Annotated in this window: 17 protein-coding genes; 10 read left to right on the top strand and 7 right to left on the bottom strand. The window is 51.7% G+C overall.

Annotation, left to right across the window (positions count from 1 at the left end; genetic code table 11):
- A partial coding sequence (locus TJ79_RS16345; RefSeq protein WP_040951414.1) for a beta-galactosidase occupies positions 1-1,361 on the top strand: 1,361 nt, incomplete at its 5' end.
- Here the strand turns inward: TJ79_RS16345 and TJ79_RS26060 are convergent.
- Positions 1,344-2,252 carry an AraC family transcriptional regulator gene (locus TJ79_RS26060; protein WP_052339659.1) on the bottom strand — a complete coding sequence of 303 codons (909 nt, stop codon included), beginning with the start codon at positions 2,250-2,252 and terminating at the stop codon, positions 1,344-1,346. The two genes, TJ79_RS16345 and TJ79_RS26060, sit on opposite strands and share 18 nt — an antisense overlap.
- Before the next feature lie 261 nt (positions 2,253-2,513).
- On the opposite strand from TJ79_RS26060, the gene rhaI reads away from it, so the two are divergent.
- Together rhaI and TJ79_RS16330 are read left to right on the top strand one after the other, a co-directional pair.
- Complete coding sequence (gene rhaI / locus TJ79_RS16335; RefSeq protein WP_040951413.1) at positions 2,514-3,734, top strand: L-rhamnose isomerase; 1,221 nt, start codon at positions 2,514-2,516, stop codon at positions 3,732-3,734.
- Positions 3,731-5,302, top strand: coding sequence for a rhamnulokinase (locus tag TJ79_RS16330; protein ID WP_040951412.1), 1,572 nt, complete (start codon positions 3,731-3,733; stop codon positions 5,300-5,302). The genes rhaI and TJ79_RS16330 overlap by 4 nt, the downstream gene beginning before the upstream one ends.
- 111 nt (positions 5,303-5,413) lie before the next feature.
- On the opposite strand, the gene TJ79_RS16325 is transcribed toward TJ79_RS16330, so the two are convergent.
- Both TJ79_RS16325 and TJ79_RS16320 read right to left on the bottom strand, forming a co-directional pair.
- Positions 5,414-6,718 carry an ammonium transporter gene (locus TJ79_RS16325; protein ID WP_052339658.1) on the bottom strand — a complete coding sequence of 435 codons (1,305 nt, stop codon included), beginning with the start codon at positions 6,716-6,718 and terminating at the stop codon, positions 5,414-5,416.
- A gap of 144 nt (positions 6,719-6,862) precedes the next feature.
- A complete protein-coding gene (locus TJ79_RS16320) occupies positions 6,863-8,158 on the bottom strand; it encodes a helix-turn-helix domain-containing protein (RefSeq protein WP_040951411.1) in 1,296 nt (431 codons plus the stop codon).
- 219 nt (positions 8,159-8,377) lie between these two features.
- Here TJ79_RS16320 and TJ79_RS16315 point away from each other — a divergent pair, with 219 nt between their 5' ends.
- The 4 genes from TJ79_RS16315 (at position 8,378) to TJ79_RS16300 (ending at position 10,807) form a co-directional block, all read left to right on the top strand.
- Positions 8,378-8,866, top strand: a complete 489-nt coding sequence (locus TJ79_RS16315; RefSeq protein ID WP_040951410.1) for a cysteine hydrolase family protein — start codon at positions 8,378-8,380, stop codon at positions 8,864-8,866.
- A 32-nt stretch (positions 8,867-8,898) separates the two neighbouring features.
- Positions 8,899-9,345 carry an aminoacyl-tRNA deacylase gene (locus tag TJ79_RS16310; protein ID WP_040951409.1) on the top strand — a complete coding sequence of 149 codons (447 nt, stop codon included), beginning with the start codon at positions 8,899-8,901 and terminating at the stop codon, positions 9,343-9,345.
- A gap of 41 nt (positions 9,346-9,386) precedes the next feature.
- Positions 9,387-10,235: a class I SAM-dependent methyltransferase gene (locus TJ79_RS16305; RefSeq protein WP_162162968.1), complete on the top strand. Its 849-nt coding sequence runs from the start codon at positions 9,387-9,389 to the stop codon at positions 10,233-10,235.
- A 119-nt stretch (positions 10,236-10,354) separates the two neighbouring features.
- A complete protein-coding gene (locus tag TJ79_RS16300; protein WP_040951407.1) occupies positions 10,355-10,807 on the top strand; it encodes an 8-oxo-dGTP diphosphatase in 453 nt (150 codons plus the stop codon).
- Positions 10,808-10,995: 188 nt separating this feature from the next.
- Here TJ79_RS16300 and TJ79_RS16295 read toward each other — a convergent pair whose 3' ends face one another.
- On the bottom strand, positions 10,996-12,309 hold the full coding sequence (locus TJ79_RS16295) for a deoxyguanosinetriphosphate triphosphohydrolase family protein (RefSeq protein ID WP_040951406.1): 1,314 nt from the start codon (positions 12,307-12,309) through the stop codon (positions 10,996-10,998).
- 176 nt (positions 12,310-12,485) lie between these two features.
- On the opposite strand from TJ79_RS16295, the gene add reads away from it, so the two are divergent.
- Entirely contained in the window at positions 12,486-13,532 is a 1,047-nt protein-coding gene (gene add, locus TJ79_RS16290) for an adenosine deaminase (RefSeq protein WP_040951405.1), read from the top strand.
- A gap of 48 nt (positions 13,533-13,580) precedes the next feature.
- Here add and TJ79_RS16285 read toward each other — a convergent pair whose 3' ends face one another.
- The 3 genes from TJ79_RS16285 to TJ79_RS16275 are packed head-to-tail and all read right to left on the bottom strand — an operon-like array spanning position 13,581 to position 17,025.
- Positions 13,581-14,603, bottom strand: a complete 1,023-nt coding sequence (locus TJ79_RS16285) for a glycoside hydrolase family 130 protein (protein ID WP_040951404.1) — start codon at positions 14,601-14,603, stop codon at positions 13,581-13,583.
- A 13-nt stretch (positions 14,604-14,616) separates the two neighbouring features.
- Complete coding sequence (locus TJ79_RS16280) at positions 14,617-15,792, bottom strand: glycoside hydrolase family 130 protein (protein ID WP_040951403.1); 1,176 nt, start codon at positions 15,790-15,792, stop codon at positions 14,617-14,619.
- A 54-nt stretch (positions 15,793-15,846) separates the two neighbouring features.
- A complete protein-coding gene (locus TJ79_RS16275) occupies positions 15,847-17,025 on the bottom strand; it encodes an AGE family epimerase/isomerase (RefSeq protein WP_337588953.1) in 1,179 nt (392 codons plus the stop codon).
- Between the two features lie 173 nt (positions 17,026-17,198).
- Between TJ79_RS16275 and TJ79_RS16270 the strand changes: the two genes are divergently transcribed.
- Complete coding sequence (locus TJ79_RS16270) at positions 17,199-18,254, top strand: LacI family DNA-binding transcriptional regulator (RefSeq protein WP_040951401.1); 1,056 nt, start codon at positions 17,199-17,201, stop codon at positions 18,252-18,254.
- Between the two features lie 106 nt (positions 18,255-18,360).
- On the top strand, positions 18,361-18,808 hold a 448-nt coding region (locus tag TJ79_RS16265), incomplete at its 3' end, for a ferredoxin reductase domain-containing protein (protein WP_474995152.1).

Raw genomic sequence — 18,808 nt, 5'->3', positions numbered from 1 at the left:
TTCGCAAGGATTATCTGCTGTTTTACTCGGATTCTATGAAGGATTTTCTGTACAGCCAGTATGATAATCTAAAAGAGATTGTCCGTGACATCCCGGTTACGACCAATCGGTTTACTCTTTTCTGGAGCGATTTGTTTGATCATCGGATGGACAACCGGCTGGACGTCGTCTCCTTCGATAATTACGATCTGGTCCCCTCCTTGGCGTCCTTCCATCATGATTTCTACCGGGGAATCAAAAAGGAAACACCATACTGGGTACTGGAGCAGCATACCGGTTTTCAGGAATTCGGCGTTTCCGCGGTTCACGCTAAGCTTCAGGCCGTGGAGTCTTTTGCCCGGGGAGCGGAATTGATCTGCGGCTTCAGTTGGCGGCAAATCCAGTATGGGGTGGAACAGAATTTGCATGGCATTGTTGACTATGACGGGGAGACCGGTGAAACCTACGAAGCGTTCCGTACACTAAACGAATGGCTAGTTGGTGAAGGCGCCGTTCTTGCCCGACTTAAGCCGATCCGCGAAGTCGCTTTTCTGCATTCGCATGAGTCATCCATAACCTACCGGACTATGAATATGGACGTCGACTACCACAAAACGATTTATGAACACCTCTATATTCCTTTTTTTGAGCTTGGTTTGGGAATCGACTTCCTAAGTTCAGAGGATGCTCGGCATCTGTTGTCTTCCTACAAAATGATCCTGGTTCCCTTGCATATCGTGATGGAGCAGGGATTGACGCAACGTTTAACGGAATATGCGGAGGGAGGCGGGATTGTAGTGATCACAGGCGACTTCGGACAGATGAACGAAGATCATTGGCGTACATACGGAGAGACGCGTACGGAACTGGAACGATTGCTCGGTCTGGGTTTTGGCCGCTGGCATGTGATTCCCGAGCACCGCAGGGTGGAAGTGCAATTGAGTTTGGAGGGGGGAATAGGTATACCTGCAGAGGCAGCCCGTATTTTTCCGCTCAGCTGCTTTTTTCAAAAGTTCCGCTTGCCGGAAGGTTCCGATGCACGTATCCTGGCAAGCGTTACGGTGCCAGAGGAGGAAGAGGGGACTGCCGCAGTGGCAGAGAGAGCGATCGGCTCAGGACGGATCGTGTTCGTGGCGGGAATCCCTGACAAAAGCTTAATGAAACAGCTGGCAAAACGGCTGTTGGAGACTATCGGAGTGGAGACGGTGATCTTGCCGGAACAGACGGAGCTGGTACGGCTATGCGATGAACAGGGGCGGCTTGCTGCGTACTTGCTCATCAATAAGAGCGGGAGTCCGCTAGCTCTGAATTTGCGAGGCTTGGACTCTCCATTAGTTGCCGGGCATAACGGGTTTGCTCTCCAATTAACGAACGCCACCTGATGCCGCTTGCTTGCGGTAATCCGTCGGGCTGGCGCCGACAATTCGTTTGAACAGCCGGCTGAAATAGTAGGAATCTTCAAAGCCAACAGATTCGGCGATCTCCTTGATCTCTTGCCCGCTGCTGCGCAGGAGGTATTGAGCCCGCTGGATGCGCAGGCGATGGACGTAAGAGAGTATCGACATGCCCGCGTATTTTTTGAAAATTTGACAGAGGTATTCATATTTACGGTTCAGCAAATCCTCCAGTGACTTGCGGCTGATCGGGTTGCTATAGCTTTCATTTAAGTAATTCACAAGCTGCCTATACGTTCCATATGCGGCCGGAGCCGACAGGCTGCCGTATTCGCGGTTCAGCAGATCCTCTGCCAGCAGATGTAAAATTTGGCCTAAGAGCAAGGTGCAGCGAAAATGGAAGTAGCCGTGGGGGCGGCCGCTTTCCTGATGCAGGTTCTCAAAAAGGTTCAGGAGCTCGTATCTACGGACGGGGTGATAATGTCGGGGCAGCACCAAAAACTCCGATTCATCTCCGGCGATACGCAGCTCCTGTTTGCTTGTTTCCAGCCGCTGATCGCTAGCGACAGCTGCCAAATCTTTAAGCGATGCCGGAATCAACTCCGGCGTAACGGAGAATTGAACCCAGAAAAACCCTGATTGCTCATGGCTTCGTTTCCAAGCGGTATGCCGCTCCCAAGGCAGTAAGAGGAAGCAGTCGCCGGAAGCCAGTTCGAGAGTGTCACTATCGGTTTTCAAATAAACGGGTCCTTCCGTAACCATCATCAGTTCAAAATAGGGATTGGAATGCTCATAATCGGCAAGAGGGCTGTTGCCTTGGTGGTTACCGGTCCATTTGACATTCAGTTGGGCAAGTCTCGGCATACGGAATAGATTCATCGAAGAGGCATCTCCTATAGAAAAGAGGATTATAGGCTGGACTATTTTTAGTATCGTGAATAATATCATCTATTGGATGGAGGAAATAAGGCTTTTATTATTTTACAATGTAATCTCAACATCGACAATTCTCGAACTGATTTGCTGGACAATTTTAAGAAAATGGTGTTCTCAACTTTGAGTTTGAGCTATTTTAGCGGATGCTTAGGTTTGGTACTTTTTTAGCAAGAACACCATTTAAGCCAATCGGGGGAATCCATGATGCAGGATCAAGCCTATCAAGTGTTTGCGGCGCAGCAAGCCAATCGGGGAATCAATCTGGAAGATGTGAAAAGCAAATTGAAGGCGTTTCGCGTGGAGACGCCGTCATGGGGGTATGCGGATCAAGGGACGCGTTTCAAAACCTTTAAAAAGGCAGGCGTGCCCCGCGATCCCTTTGAAAAATTGGAGGATGCGGCCCAGGTTCACCGATTCACCGGTATATGTCCATCCGTTGCTCTGCACATACCGTGGGATAAAGTGGAGGATTATGTTGCGCTCAAAACCCATGCCGCCGCTCTTGGCCTCTCTATCGGGGCGGTTAATCCCAATCTTTTTCAGGAAGATGAGTACATGCTGGGCAGCGTCACCAATTCGAACCCGTCCATTCGCAAGAAGGCAACGGATCATCTTCTGGAGTGCGTGGAGATCGCGAAAACGTTAGGCTCCAACGTGCTCAGCCTATGGTTTGCCGATGGCACCAATTATCCGGGGCAGGCGAATATCCGTCGCAGAGTCCAATGGATGCACGAATGCCTGCGGGAAATGTATGCGGCCATGACGCCGGAGATGAGGATGCTCATCGAATACAAATTTTATGAACCGGCCTTTTATCATACGGATCTGGCGGATTGGGGCATGGCTTTCAATATGGCCGGCAAGCTGGGGCCGCAGGCGGAAGTGCTGGTGGATACCGGACATCACGCGATGGGGACGAACATTGAGCATATTGTCGCTTATTTGTTGGGCGAAAAAAGACTCGGCGGCTTCCATTTCAACAGCAGGAAGTATGGCGATGATGATCTGATCGTCGGTTCGATCAATCCCTATGAGCTGTTCCTTATTTTCTATCAAATTCTGGACGCTGCCCGTGATTCTGATGCCGGTGTAAGACGAACCGCAGAAAATATTGCCTATATGATCGACCAAAGCCACAATATTGAGCAAAAGATTCCGGCGATGATCCGCTCGGTGATGAATGTACAAACCCAATATGCCAAAGCTCTCCTGGTCAATCATGAGGAAGTTAAAGCTGCACAGGATAAGCAGGATGTGCTGGCAGCAGAAAATGCCGTCCGCTCCGCCTTTGAGCTTAACGTGACGCCCCTTTTAAGCGCGGTTCGGGAAGAAATGGGCTTGTCGCCTGATCCTATGACAGCTTATCTCCAAAGTGGCTACGGCGAAAAGATTTTAGCTCGCGGCGTCGGAGGTGCCAGTTGGTGAGGGAGAAGCTTGCGGTACTCGCTTTTGATCTGGGCGCAAGCAGCGGCAGAGCGATCGTTGGCGTGTGGGAGGAGAGCGGGGACGGGGCAGGGTTTGGTTCTGAATCTGGAGATGGGGTTGAAATTGAACCGGGAGCCGGTGCTGGAGCATGGCCTGTTTCCAATGGTTCCAAGCTTTCCATCCGGGAGATTCACCGCTTTCCGAATATTCCGGTTCAAGCGGGAGATCACTTGTATTGGGATATTTTGCGGCTGCTGCATGAAATCAAAACCGGCATTCGCCTGGCGGCGCAGACGGAGGTGCCTATCGCCAGCCTCGGCATCGATTCATGGGCGGTGGATTTCGGCTTAATCGGAGCTACCGGCGAGTTGTTGGCCAATCCTTATCACTACCGCGATCCCCACACCATCGGCATCATGGAGGAAGTCAGCAAACAGGCAGGGAGCGAGCGATTGTTTTCAGAAAGCGGGCTGCAGTTTCAGCCATTCAATACGATCTATCAATTATGCGCGATGAAAAAAGCTGGCTCCGGAATGTTGGAACAAGCCGATTCGCTGCTGATGATTCCGGATTTGCTGCTCTATTTACTGACCGGAGTCAAGAGTGCAGAGTATACCAACGCATCTACCACCGGGCTGATCCGGCCGGATACCCGGGACTGGAACCGACCGCTGCTTCAGGAGTTGGGGCTGACTGCAAACCTTTTTCTGCAGCCGGTTCAGCCCGGAGCACAGGTTGGTGCTTTAACAGACGAAGTATGTCAGGAACTTGCCGTTTCGGCGATTTCAGCCATCGCTGTCGCTTCTCATGACACAGCTTCCGCTGTAGTTTCCGTGCCGGCTGAAGGGCAGAACTTCGCCTATTTGATTTGCGGCACCTGGTCGCTTTTGGGGACGGAGATTTCAAAGCCGGTGCTGAGCAAACAGGCGATGGAATGGAATTTCACCAACGAAGGGGGTGTCGGGGGTACCTATCGGCTGTTGAAAAATATTATGGGACTTTGGCTGATGCAGGAATGCAAGCGAACCTGGGACGCAGAGGGTGAGACAATCGGCTTTGCCGAGCTCACAGAGCTTGCGGAAAAGGCGCCGCCTTTTCGGTCGTTTATTAATCCAGATGACGCAAGATTTCTTCACCCTTCCCGTATGCCGGATAAGATCCGCGAGTACTGCCGGGCAACCGGGCAACCGATCCCGGAGTCCAAAGGCGAGATCGTCCGCTGTATCCTGCAAAGCTTGGCCTGCCAATACCGCAATGCTTTAGAGCAAACCGAGGTTTTGTCCGGAAACCGGTTTGCCGGACTCCATATGGTAGGAGGCGGTATCCAAAATCAACTCCTTTGCCGAATGACCGCCTCTGCCATCGGCCGTCCGGTATGGGCGGGACCGGTCGAAGCCAGCGCCATCGGCAATATTTTGATCCAGCTAATGTCTCTTGGCGTGTTCGCCGGAGTGGATGAAGCGCGAGCCGCGGTTCGTCAATCTTTTTCTGTACGATCCTTTTTGCCTGATGATCAAGATGAATGGGAAGAAGCCTTCGCCCGGTACAAAACGCTATTGAGGAACTAGCCGAACGGAAAGTCTTATGAACGACAAAAAAGAGAGCTGCTGGTTGAGCATCGTCACGATGGCTCATCAGGCAGCTCTTAAAATATATCAGGATAGGGGTGAGAGAAAACGTTAGGAGAACGACTTGTGCGGGAGTTCCGTTTCGGATTCCAGAGCGGCGGCGATTTGCTTCATGTGCTCCGGATATCCGTACGCGCCGTGTTCGCTCAAGTCGAGTCCGATGACTTCATCCTCTTCAGCAACGCGAATGCCGATGGCTTTTTTCACGATATACAGGATCGCGTAGGAAACGACGAAGGCGAAAGCGCCGGAAGCGGCAATCCCCATGGCTTGAACGCCCAGTTGGTGCAAGCCGCCGCCGTAGAACAGCCCGGCTCGGCCGACGCCGACTTTTTCAGCCAGTTCCGAGGTGGTGAAGAAGCCGTTGGACAAGGTGCCCCAAATACCGGCTAAGCCGTGAACGGACAGGGCGCCGATGGGATCGTCAATGCGCAGCGCTTCAAACATCCGCATCCCTGCGTAAACGAGGACGCCTGCGATAAGTCCTATGACGATGGCCGCCCAAGATTCTACAAAGGCACAGGATGCGGTAATGGCGACAAGACCAGCCAAGGCGCCGTTCAGCATAACCGACAGATCAGCTTTACCAGAGATGGCCCAGGAGATGAGCAATGCGGCAACAGCGCCGGCTGCGGCTGCCAGTTGGGTATTGACGGCGACGAAGCCGAAGAAGCTGCCGTCACCGGCTGTGATGGTGCTGCCTGCGTTGAAGCCGAACCAACCGATCCACAAAATCATGACGCCGAGAGTAGTGAACACTTGGTTGTGGCCGGGAATGGGATTCGGCCGTCCGTTCTTGTCATATTTGCCGATACGGGGCTTGAGCAGCAGCGTTGCGGCAAGTGCAGCCATCGCGCCTGTGAGGTGAACGACCGTCGATCCGGCAAAATCTTGTTTGCCGTGGGTGGCCAGCCAGCCACCGCCCCAAATCCAGTGGGCGATAACCGGGTAGATCAAAACGGAGAATAAAACGGAGAAGATCAGATAAGCGGATAATTTTGCCCGTTCAGCGAAACCGCCCCAGGCGATGGACATGGAGATTGTCGCAAATGCTAATTGAAACAGGAACATGACGGTCGGCGCTACAGTGGCGCCTTCGGTTACGTCCTTCACATCGAATCCGAAATAATCTCCCCATCCGATGAAGGAACCGCCATGAGAACCAAAGATAAGGGCATAACCAACACCCCAAAAGACCATCGAAACAATACCTACGGTAAAGATCGTTTTCCCGGCGACATGACCGGCATTTTTCATTTGGGTTGATCCGGCCTCTAGTAAAATAAACCCGCATTGCATGAACAATACCAGAATAGCCCCCAAAATCGTCCAAATCCCATTTACGCCAATTTCCATGTGACATTCCCTCACTTTCATTGTGTATGAGTTCCATTTGTTGCCCGAAAATTACGGTTCAATTTCGGCTATGTCCGTATTTTAGGTAATAAAGCTCAACTTGTCAATATACTTAACACTAAAAAGATAGGTATGTTATCATACCTATCGAAGTTGGATCTGATATTTTTTTCGTGGCCTGCCCCGAGGGTGAGGGGCTTCTTCTCCTACGACTTTGGCATATCCTGCCGTCTCTAATTGGATAAGAATTCGCCGGGCGCTTCTTGGCAAGATCTGCATGAATTGCGCCAACTCATTGGCGTTGATCTCATCAGTTCCACGTTTTTTGAGAATGGAGTCCAGCTTGCCCAATGTCGATACGCTCAGTGCGCTGCGGTTGCTGATTTTATCCAGCTGGCTAGAGGAATAGGAATACGTAAGCTGATCCGTTCTGCCGAGAGGGCCGGTTATGGATTTATCTTCAAGGATGACCATCCAGGAACCTTTGCCATACTCCCTTGCATGCCGAAGGGCGAGTCCGGCTGCTAGTTCGGCTTCGTGAACGGTTATGCCGATGCCGATGCCACAAGTTAAATCTTCTTTGTCGCTGCCGCGAATCTCCGGAAGATCGGGAATCAGCGAGAAGTGATTCGTAAGTTCGCTCATCATCCCTCGAGTTGTGTAGATAATGACGATGCCGGAATTGACGTTGCGAACTGAGCCCTGGACGTGCTTGGCATAGGTATGCCACTTTCTTGTCGTCGACAGCTCCATGTTGAGCCAATAGTCTGTGGAGAGATCTCCGTCAATTAGGGAGGAAGGGGGAGCAACTTCGAAAATCTGTACGGCGATTTGGGCATCCGTCAAGCGAAGGGCTTCCCAGGCTTGAATGATCAGCTTTGCCATATTATCTATCGAAGCTTCCGTCGGTTTGAGCAGAAAGACGGGAACGGCAGATTGTTGCAGCCGGTTATACACGAATGCGCTGCCAGTAATCGCCGCTTTTGTTGTTCCCTCCAGCCAACTGCTGCGATGGTAGTTCGCCCACTCCTCATACGTTCCGGCATCCGGTACGATATGAATTGGTGCATCTCGCACATGCAGCTCAGAAAATGCGGAGAGCAGCTCATCGCGAGTGTAGCTGTCAAAGCTCAGTTCTCCGGCGCTGATCGTTTTATGGACCAGCAGGTCGGATAGGGTGAGGAGTAAGCTGCTTTCGGTACTGGACAGGCAAAACAGCCGGTGAGGAGTTTTGCTCACATGTAAGGCAGTGCGATAAGCGAGCTGTTCGGTAAACAACCACATGTCAACATCCCTGTCATATGTTTTCAGCAATTGTCCGATTTCTGTCGCTTCCTCCAGAACGTGGGGGAAAATCTCGATCTCCTTATACTTATTAAAGGCCCGCATCGCTTGGGTAATGCTGGATTCCACTCCGATAACCGCTAATCTGATTTTCAAGATCCTCACGATCCTTTGCCAGATTTCAACGTTTTGCTGTGAATATCGGCTCAAAATTAGTATAACAGAGAAATTCATGTAGGGAAACATGACATAAGTCGTTCGGGGATATGCTATTTAGCAGGCTGTCCAAAAATGGTTTCAAGAAAAGATAATCTTTTCCGTATTGGTGCAGCATGTTAGCATGGAGGAAATAGCGACTGATAGGGAGGAATGAAGATGAATCTGGCATTATTAGTGGTGGATATGCAAAAAGCGTACTTGGAAAAAGTAGACCCGGTGATGGTCCGAAGAACCGTGGAGCATATCAATTATGCTGCTGAGATCATGCGTTCCGCCGGTTGCCCGATCATACACATTCAGGACATTGAGGAAGCGCCGACACTGGGTATGGACGAACTCGCGATTATTGATGATATTGCGGTTGATGAGCGGGATCTTCATGTTACGAAAATCTATTCCAACGCTTTTTGGGAAACGGATCTCAAGAGCATCCTCACGGCTCGGCAAGTTGATTTCGTTGTGGTTGCCGGCTACGCGGCGGAATATTGCGTGTTGTTCACATATAACGGTGCATACGAACGAGGGTTTAAAGCGGCTATGCTGCAGGGCGGGATAGTAAGTTCGAAGAACGATGTCATAACCGCGGCATACAGGGATCGGCATTTGATTTCGTACCCGGTCATCGAAGCGATGATTTCGGGGTGAGCTTTTGATTTTATGAAAAAGGAGGGTTGTCTATGGACAAGCTGATCGCCTGCCTAAAACAAAAAGATGTACGCTATGACATTATTGAGCATGAAGCACCGATCCTCTCCGCTCAAGACGGCGAGAGAATTTTGGGCATCGAGCTTGGGCAAACGGCGCCTATCCTCATTTTGAAAGCGGAGGCTGGTTTCTACTCCCTCATATTTTCAGGAGACCGGGACCGCCTGGATTTTGCGGAGCTGGCTTCAAAGCTCAACTTGCCGGGTTTGAAGCTGGCCAAGCCAAAAGAGGTCGAAAAACTGACGGGCTTCTCCGTCGGCAGCGTCCCAATGGCGGGATTATCCTTTCCGTGCATTTTGGATCGCCGCTTATTCCGGTATCCTTATATCTACGGAGGTTCCGGTTCGCCGACCCATACGCTTAAGCTGGAGCCTTCAGCTTTGGAAAGGTTGCATCAGGTAATTGCTTATCTCGATTAAAAGGGTTTCCACCCATAGTAAAGAAAGCGGGCTAGAAGATTGTGAGATTCGAAACCATTATGCAAGAAGCGAAACGTCCCGAGCCCTTCGCAGCGGGTAGGTCGCAAATGTGGACGGACAAGCATATATCTAAGGAGATGCTGGCCGCTCACCTCGATCCGAATACGGATGCGGCCAGCCGGATGCCGGCCGTCATCGATGCGACTGTCAGTTGGATCGATTCTTGGCTTGGCCAAGACGGTAATCGGGAGTCCCTCAAAATCCTCGATTTGGGCTGCGGCCCAGGGCTTTACACCAGCCGTTTGGCCCGGTTGGGCTATTCCGTTACAGGCGTCGACTTTTCCGGGCGTTCTATCCGTTATGCGGCGGAAAAGGCAGAGCATGAAAATCTTGATCTCTCGTATCGTTGCCAGGACTATCTGACATTGGACGAAACGGAAGCGTATGATCTGGTTACGCTCATCTACTGCGATATCGGCGTGTTTCCCGCTACGGATCGCGACCGGCTCTTGGGCAGGATTCATCAGGCGCTAAAGCCGGGCGGCCGGCTGCTGTTCGACGTCTTTCAGCCGTGCCGGTATAAGGATGTCAAAGAGGAGCGCTCCTGGTACGAAGCGGATAGCGGCTTTTGGCGGCCAGGGCCGCACCTGGTTCTCACAGCCAATTGGTGGTATAGCGAGTGGAGGCTGCATTTAAACCAATACATCGTGCTGGACGAGACAGGACAACCGGAAATTTACCGGTTATGGGACAAAGCCTATACATCGGAGGAAATGACGGAAGCATTACGTACCACCGGATTCTGCGTAGATGCCTTATTCTCCGACACCTCTGGAGCACCCTACCGGGAGGATTCCGAGATTCTATGCGTGTTAGCCCGAAAGCCGTAGGACAATCCAAGGGAATAATAGATTATTCACTACCGACCACCGGCCATGCCGGTGGTTATGTTTTTCCTAGGCAGCGGTTGGAATATATGATATACCGATAGAAAAGGAGCGGGATCCAATTGCCGAAAGTAGAATTGACCAACATGTGCATGATTTACGATAAAATGACAAATAAGGTGCTCGTCCAAAACCGGATGAAATCATGGAAAGGGATCGCCTTTCCCGGCGGCCATATCGAGGATGGAGAGAGCATTATCGATTCCACCATCCGGGAAGTCAAGGAAGAGACGGGGCTCACGGTATCTGACTTGGAATTGTGCGGAATCGTCAATTGGTACAACAATGAGACTGGGGATAAGTATTTTGTGTTCAGTTATCGAACCGGAGCGTTTACTGGAGAATTGCTGGAGCGAACGGAGGAAGGCGAGCTTTTCTGGGTCGATGAACAGGAGCTGAATGAGCTCCCTCTTGCGCAAGGGATGAGGGAACGGTTGCCGATGTTTTTCGATAAAACTTACTCCGAAGGCTTTGGAATATGGAATGAAAGAAACAAAGGGCTCAAATGGCAATAACCGCTTGGTTCGAAGACGGAACATTCCATTATGGTGAGAGGGCAGATCTCACTTCCATCTTCCGGTTAAAAAAGAGAAGGCGACCTTTGTTATGGCCGCCAATCCATTTGTCCTTTTGCTCTGAGATACCATCAGGTGCTTTCTTGTTCGCGCAAATCTGCACGAATCGGTCCAGATCGCCGTTGCGCTCAATCCCTCTCATAGATCGAACCGGACTTGTTGGCGAACAGCTCGGAGTATACTTTTTCCGCATAGGTATCCGTCATCCCCGATATGTAATCCGCCACGAATCGAGGCCATGGCCATTTGCTTTTATGCCGCTCGTAGTTATCGATCCAGTCTGGCGGAATGATGCGTCGGCCGTTTTCCGGGAGGATGAAGCTTTCCCACAGTTTGCGGATCATAATTTCGCTGCGCATTTGCAGCCGTTGAACGCGGAAGTCTTTAATCAGCGTGACCCATGCCAGCTTTTTCAAAATCTCCATCGTTCGCAGAAGCTCGAAATCCTCGCGGCCGTCTTTGACGAAGGTTACCTTTTTCCACTTCCGATCCGGATCGTCGATAATCCCTACACGGCCCGCAAAAGTGCTCACCCAACGGGCTTTCATCTCACGCCGGGCGCGAGACGACTCCTTGCCGCTCCAGACGTAGACTTCCTCCCATTGCTCCAGATAAGAAGCTAACGTTTCTTTGACCATCCCCTTGATGTCGACCTTTTCCCAGCCTACCTCTAAGTTCCCCTCGTCGTTTACAATCTCCTCCACCAAATGCTCGGACAACCATTCATCTTCGAAAAAGGCACGGTGCATCTGGATTTTCCCAGCGCGAATCCCGTCTTCAATATCGTGGGTAGAGTAGGCGATGTCGTCGCACAGATCCATCAGCTGAGTTTCCAAAGTGCGGCAGCCATCGGGAATATGCCACTTGTCCCGCAGCTCTTTGATGGAGTCCCACTCGGAGCTGTATACCCCTTTGATTCTTCCCGGATCGTCCAGGCAGTACGGGTACTTATTGATCGCGAGTAGAACGGCGGCAGTGAGATCGAGGCCGGAGTCGCTGCCCGCCCGTTTCTCCAGAAAGTTGAGGATCCGGTAGTTTTGGGCGTTGCCCTCGTATTTCATTCCGAACTGCTCGGTCAAAAGCGTGTTCAGCACTTCCTCGCCTTTATGGCCGAAAGGAGGATGTCCCAGATCGTGAGCCAGTGCTGCGCATTCCACGACAGCCTGGTCGAGGACAAGAGCGGGATGCTCCTGCTCCGTGAGGAATGGATATTGCTGGTTGAGCCGCCGGGCCACTTCCCGGGTGATTTGCGATACCTCGATGGAATGGGTGAGCCGTGTGCGGTAGTAGTCGCCGGAGCCTGCACCGAACACTTGCGATTTGCCTTGCAGTCTGCGAAAAGCAGGGGATTGGATCAGCCGGGCGTAATCCCGTTCGTATTCATCCCGTTCCTCGCTGAAGGTGGCGGTCGGGTCATCCAGTCGGAGTTTGCGTAAATCCATGGGATCCCCTCCTTGTAAAAAGATTATTGGCAAGATGTTGCGTTAGATTATATTACATATATAATGATATGAAAAGCATTTTGCTGTATCGTGTTAGCATGTATTCCACCAATCAGTGCGAGGATGGCAGAACGCGGAGGAAAATTTAAATCCATGAACGAAAGGATGGGAGCGGCATGCAGGTTGAGTCTCGGGACGATCTGATTTTCAAAATGCCCAAAGTCGAGCTTCATATGCACTTGGACGGCAGCATCAAGCCGGAAACCGTGCTGGATTTGGCGCGGATTACCAGTATACCGCTTCCGGTCTATGAACGGGAGAGACTGATTTCCTATTTGCGCGTGGATGATCATTGCGGCAGCTTGCGGGAATACTTAAACAAGTTTGATTTTATTTTACCATTTTTGCAATCGGCATCTGCCCTGGAAAGAACGGCTTACGAAGCGGTGGAACAGACAGCGGAGCAAAACGGCCGCTATGTGGAGGTACGGTTTGCTCCCCATTTGCATACGAAGATGGGGTTGACCTTGGAAGAAGCCATCGGCAGCGTAGTGGAAGGTTTGAAGCGGGGAGAGCAGCAATTTGCTGTAAAAGCCGGCGCCATCGTGATCTGCATGAGGCATCACTCACCTGAGCTGAACCGGAGCGTCGTAGAGGCGGCGGCGCTTTTTGCCGGCAAGGGAGTCGCTGCAGTGGATTTGGCAGGAGATGAAGCGGCATTTCCGCCGGAAATGTTCCGCAACATTTTCGCTCTTGCCCATAAAAAAGGGCTCCCCGTCACTATTCATGCGGGGGAAGCGGGCGGGGCAGGCAACGTATACGAGGCAGTGAAGCATCTGGGAGCTACGCGCGTCGGCCATGGCGTGCGGCTTAAGGAGGACAGCGCGATTTTCGACTATATTCAAAAGCGCCAGGTTCCCCTTGAAATGTGCCCGACAAGCAACATCCAGACCAAAGCGGTGCCGGGATGGAGGGTCTATCCCTTGCGGGAATATTTTGATCGGGGGTTAAAGGTGACGGTCAATACCGATAATCCCAGTGTTTCTGGGACCGATCTTGCCCGGGAATACCGCATTCTGGCGGAGCAATTCAAGTTCAGCTCGAAGGAATTAGCTGCCATCGTCCTGAACGGAGCGGATGCCGCTTTCCTCGGGGAGACGGAAAAAGCGCAGCTAAAGAGGCAGATCAAAGCGGAGCTCAGTGATCTGGGCATCGTCGTTTGAAAAAAGAAAGGCAGAACGCGGGAGACGCGCTCTGCCTTTCTTCTTTTATTAGCCTTTATAAGCGATAGCGTCGCCGGGAACCAGCTCCGAGTTTTCTTTCAAGTATGCGATCAGCTCGTCTAATTGAGTATAGGCCACGGATACGTAGGTGTCGGCCGCACCGTAATAGATGGCGATGCGTCCCGTTTCGGCATCGTGAAGCGTGGCGCAAGGGAAGACGACGTTTGGTACGAAGCCGGAGGTTTCATAAGGTGTTTCCGGAGTGAGCAGATACGGTTTCGTGCGGTACAGCACCTTTGCCGGATTATCCAGATCCAAAAGCGCGGCCCCCATGCTATAAACGAAACCATTGCAAGTGCCGGATACGCCATGATAGAACAGCAGCCAGCCTTCAGTCGTTTCGATGGGAATCGGCCCGCCGCCGATTTTCACCGATTGCCACCAGGCGGATCCGCCTCTGGCCATCACCCGGCGGTGTTTGCCCCAATGGACCAGGTCCGGGCTCTCGCTGATGAAGATATCTCCGAAAGGTGTATGCCCGCTGTCGCTGGGACGGGAAAGCAGTTGGTATTTGCCGTTCAGCTTGCGGGGGAACAGCACGCCGTTGCGGTTGAAGGGGATAAATGGATTTTCAAGCCGAGTGAACGTTTTGAAATCCTTGGTCATGCCCAAACCAAGGGCGGCACCGCCAAAATCGGTGCACCAGATGATATAATAAGTATCTTCGACTTTTACCAGCCGGGGATCGTAGGCATAGTTCGGAGGATAGGGATTACCCTCTTCGTCGATCCATACGATAGGTTTTTCTTCAATGTCCCAGCTCAGGCCGTCTTTGCTACGGGCGAGATGCAGTTGCGGCACACCGGTACGGGGTTCCGCCCGCAAAACGCCAATGAATCCATTCTCATATGGAACGACGGCACTGTTGAATACGCGAGCGATATCTTTCGTTGGGTTCCAGTCGATGATCGGGTTTTCTGCGTGCCGCCATACAACATCGTTATTTCCTGCGGGACGCTCTTGCCAAGGCATGTTCGGTAAAGCCGGGCCGATAATTTTAGGTGCGGTCATGGGTTAATCTCCTCTACTTATTAAGATAGGTTACGTTTTTCTCAACCAGTTCGATCCGTTGCTGCACGCAGGCATAGGAGCGAAGCGGGTCTTCCGGCGTGTTGATCACATAGTCAACCAAACGGTCCACGGTCGTTGTGGCGACATGAAGCCGTGTGTCGGAGGAAGCATAGTAAAGGTAGACATCGCCGTTGTCCCGGGCAATCACGCCGTTGATGAAGGCGACGTTGGAGACGTCTCCGACCCGTTCTTCACCCACAGGAGCGATAAGATGCCCGCCGGGGGAATGGGTCAATTTTTCCGGATGCTCCAGATCGGTCATGAAAGCATACACGACGTAGCGCAGACCGGCTGCCGTATTGCGGACGCCGTGAGCGATGTGCAGCCAGCCCTGCGGGGTTTTGATGGGAGCGGAGCCTTGGCCGTTCTTCACTTCTTTAATTGTATGATAGGCCCGGTAATCGACGATGGTTTCTTCCTCAACAACAGCCGGATTCATGCTCTTGGAAAGTCCCAAGCCGATACCGCCGCCGGAACCGGCGTCGATGAAGGAATCTTGCGGACGGGTGTAAAAGGCGTACTTTCCGTTGACGAATTCAGGGTGGAGCACTACATTGCGCTGCTGGGCGGACGGGGATTTCAAGTCAGGAAGGCGCTCCCACGTTTTCAAATCCTTTGTGCGGGCGATGCCGGCTTGAGCTACTGCACTGGAGAGATCGCTGGAGTTGGGATCCTTCCGTTCGGTGCAGAACACGCCGTAAATCCAGCCGTCCTCATGCTTGGTCAGACGCATGTCGTACACGTTGGTATCCGGCTCTTCGGTTTCCGGCATAACCACCGGCTTATCCCACAAGCGGAAGCCGTCGACGCCGGATTTGCTTTCGGCAACGGCGAAGAAGGATTTGCGGTCATTGCCTTCCATCCGGGCGACCAGATAGAAGGTGCCGTCGATTTCGATGGCTCCGGAGTTGAAAGCGGCGTTAACGCCGAGTCTTTCCATAAAGAACGGGTTGGTTTCCGGGTTCAGGTCGTAACGCCATATCAATGGCGCATGGTCGCCTGTCAACACCGGGTAAGCGTAACGTTCGTAGATGCCGTTGTCGGAAAAAAGCTTTTCGTTCTTGCGGTTGATCAGCGCTTCGTATTTGCGGTTGATCGTTTCGTAGCGTTCTTCAAAAAGCGTTGGCATAAAGGGCATCATCCTTTCTGTATCGTATCGCCAATATCGGTTAGTACCGATAAATTAAAGCCGTTCGATGATTTCAAAGCACGCCCGGCTGTTATGGTACGGGCATTTCCATTGATTCACCTTCGGATGCTCGCGGAGAGGAGTACCCGTTCGGTCCACCTTCCAAAACCATTCGCCGTTTTCTTTATCCACCACATGCTCGCGGATGAAGACCCAAGTGCGGATTGCCGCATCCAGATAGCTTTGCAAGCCGGTCAACTGCCAGGCGTTGACGAAGCCGACTACCGTCTCGGCTTGGGGCCACCAATCCTTGTCGGTATCAATTAAGCCTGTCGGATCGGCCTCATTCAATATTGCTCCGTCTTCATCAATACCTTCCTCATAGACGGCGTCCGCCATCCGGATGGCTTCCCTTTTCACCTGAGCAAGCAATTCCTCATCGCCCAAAACCTCGGCGGCTTCCACAAGTAGCCAACTTCCCTCTATATCGTGGCCGTAGGAGATTTTATCGGATTTCGCGGTCCATTTCTCATCGAAAAAGAGAATGAAATGGTGGGTAGAGGGGTCGATGATTTTTTCCAGAGTAATGATGATGAGATTCTTCAGCTTGGCGCCAAGATCAGCGTTTGGCCATACCCGGTAGGCATTGGTATAGGCCTCCATGATATGAAGATGGGTATTCATCGATTTCTTATCGTTTTGGTCATGTATGCTGAGCCTCAGGTCCTCTTCCAACTTCCAGTCCCGGGTGTAGGCTTCGAAATAGCCGTTGTATTCGGCATCGAAACTCCGTTCGACGATTTCGAATAGTTCGCGGATGAGAGGTAAAGTTTCTTCTCCTCCGGTGGCCATCATGAATTCGGAGACGGCGTACATAACGAAAGCCTGGCCATATATCTGTTTGCGGTCTTGCAGCGGCGTACCATCCGGGTTCAATACCCAGTAATAGCCGCCGTATTCCATATCCCGAAACCGGCCCTCCAGCTCTTGCAGAGCGCGGTTTGCCATGGACAAGTACTCAGGCTTCGGCTGCATGCGATATGCGCGGGAAAAAGTCCACAAAATTCGTGCGTTCAGCACAAGTCCCTTTGGTCCTTCATGGTCAATCGTTAGGTCGTCAGACAAGAAGCCGTAAAAACCGCCTCGTTCGTTATCCACGGTTTTTGTTAGCCAAAACTGCAGGATGTTGCTCAGTTCGGCTGACATCTCTTGTTTCAATTGCTTTGTTTCCAAGGAGATCCACTCCATTCTGAAGGGATGATTGCTAATCTGCATACTAAATTTTAGCCTAATTTTTTGGTTTGTCAACCAATTATCCTAACAAAATTCCATGTTTGTAAACCTAACAAAAATTGTGTACAATAATTCCTAGTATCTTGCAGGCAAATGGGAGGGTCACCTGAACCATGAAGCGCAAAGTGAGCATGCAGCAGATCGCCGATGCCGTCGGCGTATCCAAATATGCCGTTTCCAAGGCGCTGGCTGGTCAAGTCGGAGTTAGCGCCGCGACGCGGGACAAAATCGTAGAGACGGCCAAACAGCTTGGCTATGATAAGAAAATCAAGAGTGCGTCTAAAGGTTTTAAACAGGCGGTGGAGCAGTCGGTAAGCGCTCGTACCGTCGCCGTGCTTATGCCGAATGTCCGCTATCAAACTTCGGATTCCACCTTTTGGGGTGAAATTATGCGGGGGATTGCTACCGAGCTTGACGCCCGAGGAGTCGGCATGCTGATGATTACGGAAAATACCGTTGAATATTTCGCTCATATTCTCAATCCTGAGGGACTCCTGGGGATAATTGGCGTCGGTCAAATCGGAACGCCGATACTTTTGGAACTGCAGCATCGCAACATTCCTTTCATTTTGACGGATCATGAAGAGAGTCTGATTCCCTGTGACACCGTTTTTGCGAATAACACAGATAGCATGGCGATGATAACCGCCCATCTACTGGGCTTAGGGCATAGAAGGTTCTTTTTTTTGGGTGACGCTGAATATTCCCGCAGCTTCGCCGACCGTTGGGCTGGGTTTCGCAATACACTGGACATGCAGGGAATCGAGCTGGATCAGCCGCCGGAAAGACTGGCGTTGTCTGGGAATGACTGGGAAAGCAACCGTCAAACCGTTAGGGAATGGCTGGTCGCCTATAAGGAGGAACGACAGCTTCCCACAGCTTGGGTATGCGCCAATGACGATATCGCGCTTTCTGTCATGTACATTTTGCAAGAACATGGCATTCGCGTGCCGGAAGAGGTATCGGTCAGCGGCTTTGATAATATTGATGGAAGCGCCCGCTCGGTGCCGGCTTTATCCACACTCGATATCGACAAGTCGGAGATGGGCAGGAGGGCGGTGCGCTGCCTATTCGATCGTTTGGCTAACCCATCCAGCCGGTTGGAGAAAATCCTCCTATCCTGTGAACTGGTCATTCGGGATTCCATCGGCTCACCTGCCTACAGGTAGAGAGATTATGAAGGTTGTTAGGTTTTTGTGACGAATGTTGCTGAAAGCCACTTTAGTCTCCCTTAAAATAGTGAAGACTTTGCTTGCTACAGGAGTGGAAATTATGATCGCGAATGTAACGGAGAATACCCGCTTGGCAGAAGGGATATACCTGTTGAAGGCGGAAGGACGTTTTCCCGGTAAAATGGGGCAGTTTTATATGCTTCGCGCTTGGGGAAATGTGCCGTTGCTGTCCCGACCTATCAGCATCCACAGAATCGACGAGTCGTCCATTTCCTTCCTCTTTCGAGTGCATGGCGAGGGTACGAAACTGCTTTCTCGGCTTGTGCCAGGAGATGAACTGCAATTGGAAGGCCCTTTCGGCAATGGCTTTCCGGATCCTATTGACGGTCAGCGAATCGCACTGGTAGGCGGAGGAATGGGTACGGCGCCGCTCTTGCAAGCTGCGAAAGAGCTGGGTCAAGCCGATGTATATCTAGGTTTCAGCGCCGAGCCCTTTGGGGTAGACGCTTTTCGACCGTTCGCTGCCTCGGTGACCGTAAATGTAGGCGGCT

The organism is Gorillibacterium massiliense (assembly GCF_000455485.1).
In the GTDB taxonomy this organism is placed as follows: Bacteria; Bacillota; Bacilli; order Paenibacillales; family NBRC-103111; genus Gorillibacterium; species Gorillibacterium massiliense.
This window is presented reverse-complemented; position numbering and strand designations above follow the sequence as displayed.